Below are 239 nucleotides of genomic sequence, written 5' to 3'. Positions count from 1 at the left end.
CAGTCGTCGTGCTGCCGACGATAAACTGCCGTATACGGGAGTGGCCATAAGCCCCCATAACCATCAGGTCAATCACATGCTCCTGCTGGTATTGGTTTAATGCGGTTTCCGGCTCACCAGCCACAATAGCGGTTTTCGTCTCAAAAGCGGCGCTTCGTAAAATTTCTGCAGCGGCCTCCATTTGCACTCTGGCGGCTTCAACATCGGCACCTACCATCACCAGGTGTACCGGCAGTCCC

General features: G+C 54.8%; 1 protein-coding gene. It reads right to left on the bottom strand.

The genetic code is table 11. The features are described from left to right. The coding region (locus R0J87_RS24315; RefSeq protein WP_498889615.1) for a universal stress protein at window positions 1–239 on the bottom strand (239 nt) is incomplete at both ends.

The sequence above is a fragment of the Halomonas sp. SIMBA_159 genome, assembly GCF_046536035.1.
In the GTDB taxonomy this organism is placed as follows: Bacteria; Pseudomonadota; Gammaproteobacteria; order Pseudomonadales; family Halomonadaceae; genus Vreelandella; species Vreelandella venusta_A.
This window is presented reverse-complemented; position numbering and strand designations above follow the sequence as displayed.